This is a genomic window from Candidatus Edwardsbacteria bacterium (assembly GCA_018821925.1).
Classification (GTDB): domain Bacteria; phylum Edwardsbacteria; class AC1; order AC1; family EtOH8; genus UBA2226.
In genome coordinates this window covers 1-9,369 of record JAHJLF010000003.1, presented here as the reverse complement: position 1 = coordinate 9,369, position 9,369 = coordinate 1, and the positions used below count along the sequence as shown (strand labels likewise).

The following is a 9,369-nucleotide window of genomic DNA, read 5'->3' as shown; positions in this document are numbered from 1 at the left end:
CTGGAAACCCGCCAGCGCCGCTAGTATCCCCCCGGCAAAAATGCCGGTCAGTCGTGATTTGGATCCCATCAGTTTTACCGCCAAGGCAAAGATCGTGAACCACATGAAGAGAAAGGCGGCCAGGCCTGTAATTCCCCGGGTGGCGGCGATCTGGACGAAATTGTTGTGCAGGTGTCCGCCCATGGGTATGTCCTGCCAGATTTCTTCGTCCTCGGCGGTTCGCATCCCTTTCAGCCTCTGACCTAGGTCTATCATCCCCGTTCCCAGCACCGGCCGCTCCTTGATAAGTTGCCATCCCATCCGCCAAAAGCCCAATCTCATGTTCCAGGAGGTGGCCTTGTTCCCGTAAAAAAACATGAATGACAAACGGAGGTTGTTAGCGGTGTAGAACACCCCGGCCATAAGCAGCCCGGTAAGCACCAGCATTACCGCCCTCTTCCACCACGAACTGATCAGGGCCGGAAAACCCGTTATGAAACCGAACCAAGAGCTGACCGTCCGGGTAAGGACCAGGCAGCTGCACAGCAGGGCCGAAACGGCCAGGGACTGTGCCCACCGCCATTTGCCGGGGATCTGGGCCTGATACCGGTACCAGGCAAAAGACAGCAGCCCAGCCAGCATGAATATCCCGCCGGAGGTCATGGCCATTCCCTGGGCGGCCAAAAGCCGGGGCTGGTATCCGAACCCGAACATCACCAGGCCGTACACCCCGGTCAAGGCGGTCATCATCAGGAACAGTTTTACCAATTCCAACAGCCTCTCCTGACTTTTAACATTGAACCCTATGAAGTAAACGGCCGACAGCAGATAGAATTTTTTTAGACTGATGAAACTTTCCCAGGGAGAAAGCGAGAAGACGGTAGAAAGCAAAGCCGAGGCCAAAAACAGGACGAAGCCCAGGTCCAGCGGGGTTTTGAAACCGTTCCACCGTTTTTCCACCAGGCATTTCAAAAGCCAGGCCAGCCAGCCTAAAAACAACGAGCTTTGGGTGAAGGCGATCGACACCGGCAATGAGCCCACGAACCCGACCATTGCCAACTGGGTCGTCTGATCCAAAAAATATGCCAGTTTCTTTCTATCCATTAAAGGTCTATCCAATACTCGTTCATCCGGCGCCCCTGAGGCGTGACAAATTGGCGTTTTATTGTGAATTTGTTCTTTTGGTAAAAGCCGTTCACCCCGTCATTGTCGTCTCGGTCGGTGGTTAAAAATACCTGCCGGCACCCCCGAATCCGGGCTTCTATTAGGAACTCCGCCACCAGCTGCCGCCCCATTCCCTGCTGCTGATCATCGGGCGATATCCCTATGGAGTACAGTCCGGCCACGTCCTGTCCGACGGGGTTTTCTTTGGGAAAGCTCAAGGCTCCCAGCATTCGCGGAATGATCGATGGTTTTTGCAAGACAGCCGAAAAGGATGCCATCGCGAATTTCAGCCACCGTTTTTTCAGCAGACGGGTATAAAAGCCCCTGGGGTTGGTGGTCCCGGCCACAAACCCTGTTACCCGACCGGCCTGGTTAAGTCCCACCAGGGCAATGCCGCTGGAGTCCGAGCACACGGACGAATAATACAGGGACAAAAACCTGGGACCCAAAATGCTTAGGAAGAATTTTGGGAAACTTAAAAGATGCGTCTGCACCACCGGGTCTATATCCGTTAATGTCATCTTTCGTATCATGTTTTCCGATTGACACATTCTTCCATCAGTTTCTGGTACTGGGCTGTGGCTGATTCCCGGTCGCAGTATTGCAGTAGGAACTCCCTCCCGTTTTGCCCCAGACTGGCTCTCCGGGCCGGATCGTTATATAGGGACAGAATTGCCGCCGTCAACCCGGCAGCGTCTTCGGCCGGTACGCAGATTCCGCACCGGGCCCGGTTTATGAATCTGGCAGTATCGCTGTCAGCATCCAGGCTGGCCGCCACCGGCCGGGCGGCCGCCAGGTACCCCAGCAGCTTGCTGGGCACCGAGCTTTGGCCCCGGTTCTTCTGGAGGGTAAGCACCGCCAGGTCGGCCGAGGAAAGCACCTCGGACAATATCTCCCGGGGCTGGAACGGCAGCAGCATAATATTCTTCAGGTCCTTTTGGCCGGCGGCGGTCTTTATTCTGTCCTTGACCACGCCCTCCCCCACCATCAGAAAAAGAATGTCCGAATAAAGGTTCAGGCTTTGGGCACATTCCAGCATTATCTCCGCCCCCGATATCACCCCGATGGTCCCCGAATATAGCACCACGAACTTTCCGGTCAGCCCCTGCTCTAGGGCAAAGGCATTGTCCTTGGGCTTGGGAACTATTTCAGCCGAATCTATCCAGTTGTAGATGATGTCGATTTTCTCGGGATCCAAACCCTTTAATATCAGGTTCTCTTTAAATCCCTCGGAGATGACGGTCACTTTCCGGGCTTTGCGGTAGATCGCCATTTCCAGCTTTTTGAAAAGGCCTATCACTCCCCGGTGTTTTATCACCCCCACATTCATGGCAGCATCGGGATAGATGTCCTGAACGTTGAATATGTAGCGGCATCTTTTAAGCCCCTTAAGCATCATGGCTACGATGCCGTTAGACAACGGGGGAGACACCGCCATGATCAGGTCCGGCTTTTCAAAAAGCAATACCGCCAGAAAGGAGGTGATCCCGAAGCTGATGAAGTTCAGTAGCCGACTGAAGGTCGTTTTGCTGGAGGAAAGCCAGAGCCAGCACCTGATTATCCTGACCCCGCCTTGCCAGGTGATGCCGAACGGTTTTCTTTTAAAGCCGGGAAAGAGTTTCCCCGAAGGATGATTGGGGAATCCCGTCACTACTGTCGCCCTGTGGCCGTTTTTCACCATATCCTCGGCCAGCTCCTTAAGCATCACACCGATGGGAGCCTGCTCGGGCGGATAATACTGGCAGATGAACACTGCCTTCAAAGGTTTCGTCAAATCCCTTGGCCCCTTCCCTACCTGGTTAAAAAGAAAATTCCTGAATGATTGAAGCTATCCTGCGGCATGGTTTTTATTTTCAAATTTCTTAACTTTTATCCCCAGCCATTTTTTCTCCAGCATCGTTTCCACCGCCGTTGAGGAGAGTCTGGCTTTGCCCTGCAGGTCCCTCCTTTTCCGCCAGAGAGCGGGAAGATTATGGATCAAGTCCCATTTAGCTCTGAGAAAGGCCGACAATTGGCCGACTTTTGCGAAATAGATAAAGCTTCCCATCATGTAGATCAAATGTAATGGCCAGTACTTCCAAAGCAGTGCGCCCGGCATATTCTTGATAAAGGTGATACTGACGTTCCGCTGCCCGTGGTAAACAAACTCCGGGCTGTTGTGGACCTGGGTGGTTGACACTTTATGATATACCCGGGCCCTAGGTTCATTGACTATCCGATAGCCAAATAAATGGGCCCGAAAGGACCAGTCCACATCCTCGTATCCGTTGAAATAGTCCTCATCAAAAAAACCGATTTCATCGATCACCTTTTTCCGGTAGAGGGCGGCGCAGGCAATGGCTATGAAAACGTCAACCGGCTGTTGATCGTCCTTTTGATCCGGCTCCCGGTTCAACCGGGCGAAAACGGATCCCGCCACCGTATAGCTGCCGCCGGAGCTCCAGACCAATCGGGGCTGATCGTAATAAAGAACTCTGGAATCACAGGCGGCGATACGGCCGTCGGCCTGAAGGCAGCTATAAAGGACGGCCAGCCAATCGGGTTCTGCCTTGGTGTCGTTGTTGAGCAAAGCTATGAATTCCCCCCGGGCCAGGCCCAGCCCGGCGTTGTTCCCGGCGCTGAAACCCAGGTTGGATTTCAGGGTCAGTAACTTTACCCGGGGATAATGCCGGCGGACCCACTCCGCCGAGCCGTCGGTCGAACCGTTGTCGACCAGTATGATTTCGTAATCCTGAAAGGTCTGCTTTTCCAACGATTGCAGGCATTCGTCCAGCAGGGCCAGCCCGTTCCAATTGACGATGATGACGCTGATCCCAGGGTCGGAAGAAGGGGTCTTCATCGTGTCACTCCCAGGGAAGGTAAGCTGGAGGACCCTGCCCCAAGGCCTTGTTTACAATATGATCGATACTGCTGGGACCAAAAAAAGACAACCGCCAGCATCCCGGTGGAATTAAACAGGAGCGGATTGTTCCCGGCCACGACGAGATAGGCCAGAAATCCCATCATATTCAACCGGTCAGGGATCGTGGAGAAAAACGGAACGACCAGCAGCAGTAAAAAACAAAGGCAGCCGGCCAAACCAAAATATCTGATAATATCGAGATAGGTCAGCTCGGTCTGATAGACCTCCCGGTTGATTCCCGGAGCATTGCTGTAGTACTGGGCCCCCAAGCCGTCTCCGGTTAAAAGGACTATGGGATTCTCATCGATGAAGGTCAGAAAAGATTTGTAATGGGCTATCTTGACCGTGTTCGATTGTTCTTCCGCCGATAGCAACGAAGTCCTTTGGATGGCCAGCAGGACCAGCAGGGAAAAGACGGCCGCCGTCACCAGGGCCCCGGCCAGCAGCCTGGGCCGGTGCCTGACGATGACCAAAAAACAGGTCAGGCATTCTGCCAGCAAAATAAAAAATACCGCCCGCGAGGCCGATAGGAAGGATGCCAGCAGAATCAAGAATAGAAAAATGGTGGCTCCGACCCGCCAACCCCACGCACTCCCCTGGCCGAAAATCGTCCCGATCAGGAAAGGCACCGGGATGACCAGGAGCGGGGTGGTAACAAAGAATATCATCACCAGGTCCAGTTCCCCAAAATTGCGAAAGCCTATCAGTGCTACAGAATTATCTATCAGAAAAATCGAAATTTTTTCGTAGAGTTTTGGATCTATGGCGGAGCAGACCTGAAGGCCTATGATACTCAGCATCATAATTCCAATGCAAAGAAACATCGGTTTTCGCAGGTCTACCCCCATGGCGACCACCGGCAGCACCAGCATGATTGCCCAAAGCCCCCGCACCAGGGAAAGGCCATCTGTCAGGCTTTGTCCGGGATGGCGGACCATGAACACACCCAGAAAGAAGGCTGGAAGCATAAAGGCAATGAAGATCACCCTCAGCAGCAGATCTTCGGGTAAAACCGCCCGATCAAAAAGGTTCAGCATCAGGAATATGAATAGGATCAGGGCGAAGAACGGAAGCTTAACCCCCAGGATATAATCCGAAGGGTCAAAAAATGCGATGCCGCAGTAGATCCAAATACAGATGTAAAATGCTTTAATTAATAACGATTTCATTGGAGCCTATCGGTTTGCTGCGATATTAAAAAGGTGCTTCAATGTCAGGCCGGATAACTTCCTGTTGCCCCTTAGACATTGTCGACCAGCCCTTACCGCCAGATTGAACATATGGTAGATAAAATCACCCCGGTTTTTGGAAACCCGGTAGAACAGCGTCTCGGCCCGCAGAACCGCCTGGTAACGTTCGGGGGACACCGGCCTGGCAGTATTCCCGATCGAAAGGTCATGGCTGATGATGGTGTCGGTGATATACACTTTCCTTCCCCGACGGTTAATTTCGGCGAACAGCCAGTGATCAAGATAGTCCAGGCTAAACTGTTTATTGAAACCGCCGATTTCAGATACGAATGATTTCCGCACCAGGGTGCCGGAATTGATGGCCGTGACCTCCTGCCGGCAAACCCCCTGGGCCGGGTTCCAAATCGGCCTGATCCTTCCCCCCTTTTTTACCAGAGCCGGAGATATTGGGGCACCGACATTGGTAACCATGGGAACCACCGCAGCCACAACAGGGTCCAGATTGATCGCCGACAAGGACCGGGCTGCAACTGAGATGAAATCAGCCGGCAGATTCGAGTCATGGTCAAGCAACAAAAGCCATGGGCAATGATCGCCCGGATCGGATCCCAAAGCGAAGTTGTAGGCCGCCGCCAGCCCGCCGTTGGCGGCATCGTGGACATATTGATGGTCGAAAGGCAGCGGGACGGTCACCCGTTGGGGTTCCGGGCTGTTGTCATAGATGACCAGCTTCAGTTCCAGTCCTTTATCCTGACAATGCTCCCAGGAGCGCACCAGGGAGGCGATGGTTGGGGACTGGTCCGTGCGACATTGGTACAAGACCACCACGGCGATGATGTTCATTCTCTGCCCTTTGCTATCGGTGTTGCGGTTCCCGGTTTTCAAGATGGGCCGGGCAGCCTACTCATTCTCATTTTTACTGGGCGGGGGATATTTTGTATCTTTCACGATTTCCTCCAGTGATAAATCGTCCCAGTTAAAATTCGCCACCTCCCGTATCTTACGGCCGAGGTACTCGCTGTGGCAGTAAAGCCCCACTACCCGCCGGTATTTCAAGTCTTCATCCGCCAGAGATGAAAATCTGCCCACAATGGGATTGCACATGCCGGATTCCAGACACTCAAATCCCAGGGCCGGAGAAAACAGTGTTTTCAAGGCCATGTCGGTATAATGATAAAAATGCCCGGGCCTTTCATGCGATGAATAGGCGAAATGGGTTTCGACAAAAACGATGCCGCCGACCTTCAGCAGTTTTGCGATTTCCTTGGCCGCGACCCACGGCATCGCCAAATGTTCGAAAACAGCGGAGGAATAAATGATGTCAAATTTTTCATCGAAATACTGGGATAATTTGTGGGCGTCCCCGACCACATCGACATTGGGGCCGGGATAATAATCAAAACCGACATAGTTCGCATTGGCAAACATTTTTCGCGCCATCGATTTTCCCGTCACTTCCCTGCTGCCAATTTCCAATATTTTCATGCCTTGGTGATTTCCAATTTTAGATAAATAGTTCATAAAATTCTTATGACCGACAATATCAGATAACGGGACATCTTTGCCTAAATAATATTTGTCAAGACTACCCCCAATTAAATTGAAATATAATTTGTAAATAGCAAATACTATTTTTTTCGCTGCATTTTCTTTCATGATATCTTCTCCTTTGATAGCCTATTGTCTTTTGTTGACATACCCCAATTGCTTGACGGTCAGTGCATCCGAAGATTGGCCCGGCCTGCATTCTGGGCCCCGGGTTTATCTTTTTAGCTGGATCCCCATACTATGCGAAAAAACATTGCCGTTTTCTATATTAGGTTTTTCTTCCGGGACAGGGTTGCGATGGTTGGGGACTGGTCCGTGCGGCATTGGTACAAGACCACCACGGCGATGATATTCATCTCCCGCCCTTTGTTGCTACCAACATCCTTCTCCTATCGATCTATCAGCTTCATGGCAGGCTCAGGCATAGGGTAGCCCCCAAATATCCCAAAGCCTTTCTTCCCCAGGTTTTCGTCAAGAATAACAGGCATGTGAATATCTTTTTAGGATCCAGGGCTATGGCATCCCTCAAAGACTTCCCGGCCCCCTTCATCCCCAAAAAATACATCCTCTCGAACCTGTAATATTTGACCTCGGCCGGATAGACGCCCGTTGTCTCCATTTTGTTTAAAACCGCCAGCTCCCCCTGGAGCATGGCCAGCCCGTTTTTAGATGTGTTCCTTTGATGCCTTCTGACCAGGCACAGTTTTTCATCGATATATCCGAACCGCCTTCCATTCAGGCTGACATGGAACCAGTAGTCCCAATCCTCCAAGGTGTTCAGGCTTTCGTCAAATAACACCCCGGACCTCCTGGTCAGCATGGTGTTAATCAGGATAAAATTGCCTTTGATTATATCTTTTGTGATTATTCCGGTATGTGCCTTATGTGCCTTTCGAAATCTTTTTTCAACCTCTCCAAAGTGGTCTGCGGCACAATAGACTCCGAAATAATTGGGATCCTCTTTCAGGAAATTAATCTGCTTTTCTATTTTTGACTTCTCCAGCAGATCATCCACGTCCAGAAACTGTAGGAATTCCCCCCTGGCATTTTTTATCCCATTGTTCCTGGCCTTCGATCGCTCCCCGTTCTCCTGGTATAGGTACTTTATCAAAGCCCGGTCGATGTAGGCCTTTAGTCTTTGCCTGGTGTTGTCGGTGGAACCGTCATCCACGACTATGATTTCGATCGTTTGGTAGGTTTGGGAGAGGCAGGATTCAACGGCTACGCAAACATAATCTGCGCAATTATAGGTTGGGATTACAATGCTGACCAAACCTTTTATATGGTTATCCACAGATCTCCTTTTGTTCGGACCCCGCTCTTCCGGCGCCATTCTCTATCATGCACTCTTCCGGTATCCGATCCCGTCCCTGAAGCCTTTTAACATATTCTGGTTCAGGTTACCTGTTATACGGCCTTTAGCCAGGCTCAAGGCCATTCTGTACAACTTGTATAAATAGAAGATCGTCCACTGGACTTTATTGGCGTTTCTTTTTTCAAATATGATACTGTTCCGGCACATGTAATATTCCTGTATCCCATCAACTTTTTCAGTAGATTTTGATCCTTTGTGGTAGATCACGCTTTCACACAGGCACATCACTTTATAACCAGCCCTCTTGAACTTCAGGCACCACTCTGTTTCTTCGAAAAAAAGGAAATATTCCTCCGGGATAAACCCGATTTTCGATATCAGCTCGCTTCTGACAAGCAAGCAGGACCCTGCCACATAATCAACCTCGAAAACACCCTTGATCTCATCCTTGTTTTTCCCACCGTTAAGCTGATAAAACTTTCCAAAAAAAAGGTTGGCCCTTGACCCGGTGGCCTGGATGATGTTTTTATCGTAATAATCACAGACTTTGGGGCCGACGATGCCGGTGATCTTATCCTGCTCCATCCAATTAACCAGAGGCTCTAAAAATTCCGGGGTTATGGTGGTGTCATTGTTCAGCAGGCAGACATAATCGGCCTGGTGCTCCAGGGCCAGGCGTATCCCCGCATTGTTGCCCCCGGCGTATCCTAGGTTTTTCCCGGTTTGGATAAATGAATGCCCGGGGTAGCCGGCCCGGATCAAGGATTCCGAGGCATCGGTCGAGCAATTGTCGGCCACCACCACCCGGAAGTTCCCGTAACTGAGCTTTTCCAGGCTTTCCAGGCATTCCAGGGTGTCCTGGTATCCATTGTAGTTCAACACCACGATGTATACCAACGGCTGATCGGCCATTCTATCCTCTCTGGGAAGTTTGGGCGGGAAGCACCTTGTTCCTGGCCACGATTATATACTGGATGACAAAAAACTCCTCGAATTTCCTCAAGGTCAGCTTGTTCAGCCAAGCCATCTCGCCTTTTAAAAGCTCCGGAACGCTCTTGATCTCCATTATTTCAAAATCATTTACGAATAATTCCACCATGTTCTTCCTGCAAAAGAACCTCAAATGGGTCCGGTCCAGTATGCCGGCCTCGGCGTATCTGAAGTCGCCCTTGAAAAACAGCGTGCAGATGGTTTTGAATTCCCTGATGTTGGGAATGCTGGCTATCAAAATGCCTTCTTTGCCCAGATACCTCTTGATCTTCCTGATGGCG

Annotated in this window: 10 protein-coding genes; all 10 read right to left on the bottom strand. The window is 51.1% G+C overall.

Features of this window, described 5'->3' with window-relative positions; genetic code table 11:
• A partial coding sequence (locus KJ869_00250; protein MBU1575621.1) for an O-antigen ligase family protein occupies positions 1–1,083 on the bottom strand: 1,083 nt, incomplete at its 3' end.
• On the bottom strand, positions 1,083–1,664 hold the full coding sequence (locus tag KJ869_00245) for a GNAT family N-acetyltransferase (GenBank protein ID MBU1575620.1): 582 nt from the start codon (positions 1,662–1,664) through the stop codon (positions 1,083–1,085). The genes KJ869_00245 and KJ869_00250, both read right to left, overlap by 1 nt.
• Before the next feature lie 8 nt (positions 1,665–1,672).
• A complete protein-coding gene (locus KJ869_00240) occupies positions 1,673–2,917 on the bottom strand; it encodes a glycosyltransferase family 4 protein (GenBank protein MBU1575619.1) in 1,245 nt (414 codons plus the stop codon).
• A 54-nt stretch (positions 2,918–2,971) separates the two neighbouring features.
• Positions 2,972–3,982: a glycosyltransferase gene (locus KJ869_00235; GenBank protein ID MBU1575618.1), complete on the bottom strand. Its 1,011-nt coding sequence runs from the start codon at positions 3,980–3,982 to the stop codon at positions 2,972–2,974.
• On the bottom strand, positions 3,979–5,214 hold the full coding sequence (locus KJ869_00230) for an O-antigen ligase family protein (protein MBU1575617.1): 1,236 nt from the start codon (positions 5,212–5,214) through the stop codon (positions 3,979–3,981). The genes KJ869_00235 and KJ869_00230 overlap by 4 nt, the downstream gene beginning before the upstream one ends.
• Before the next feature lie 6 nt (positions 5,215–5,220).
• Positions 5,221–6,120, bottom strand: coding sequence for a glycosyl transferase family 2 (locus KJ869_00225; GenBank protein MBU1575616.1), 900 nt, complete (start codon positions 6,118–6,120; stop codon positions 5,221–5,223).
• 15 nt (positions 6,121–6,135) lie between these two features.
• A complete protein-coding gene (locus KJ869_00220; GenBank protein ID MBU1575615.1) occupies positions 6,136–6,891 on the bottom strand; it encodes a class I SAM-dependent methyltransferase in 756 nt (251 codons plus the stop codon).
• 298 nt (positions 6,892–7,189) lie between these two features.
• Positions 7,190–8,077, bottom strand: coding sequence for a glycosyltransferase family 2 protein (locus KJ869_00215; GenBank protein MBU1575614.1), 888 nt, complete (start codon positions 8,075–8,077; stop codon positions 7,190–7,192).
• Positions 8,078–8,122: 45 nt separating this feature from the next.
• Positions 8,123–9,010 carry a glycosyltransferase family 2 protein gene (locus tag KJ869_00210; GenBank protein MBU1575613.1) on the bottom strand — a complete coding sequence of 296 codons (888 nt, stop codon included), beginning with the start codon at positions 9,008–9,010 and terminating at the stop codon, positions 8,123–8,125.
• 1 nt (position 9,011) lies between these two features.
• On the bottom strand, positions 9,012–9,369 hold a 358-nt coding region (locus KJ869_00205; GenBank protein MBU1575612.1), incomplete at its 5' end, for a hypothetical protein.

Bases quoted from the DNA above. Each gene is read 5' to 3' on its own strand.
- KJ869_00230 (MBU1575617.1), bottom strand. From the start codon at position 5,214: ATGAAATCGTTATTAATTAAAGCATTTTACATCTGTATTTGGATCTAC.
- KJ869_00235 (MBU1575618.1), bottom strand. From the start codon at position 3,982: ATGAAGACCCCTTCTTCCGACCCTGGGATCAGCGTCATCATCGTCAAT.
- KJ869_00245 (MBU1575620.1), bottom strand. From the start codon at position 1,664: ATGACATTAACGGATATAGACCCGGTGGTGCAGACGCATCTTTTAAGT.
- KJ869_00210 (MBU1575613.1), bottom strand. From the start codon at position 9,010: ATGGCCGATCAGCCGTTGGTATACATCGTGGTGTTGAACTACAATGGA.
- KJ869_00220 (MBU1575615.1), bottom strand. From the start codon at position 6,891: ATGAAAGAAAATGCAGCGAAAAAAATAGTATTTGCTATTTACAAATTA.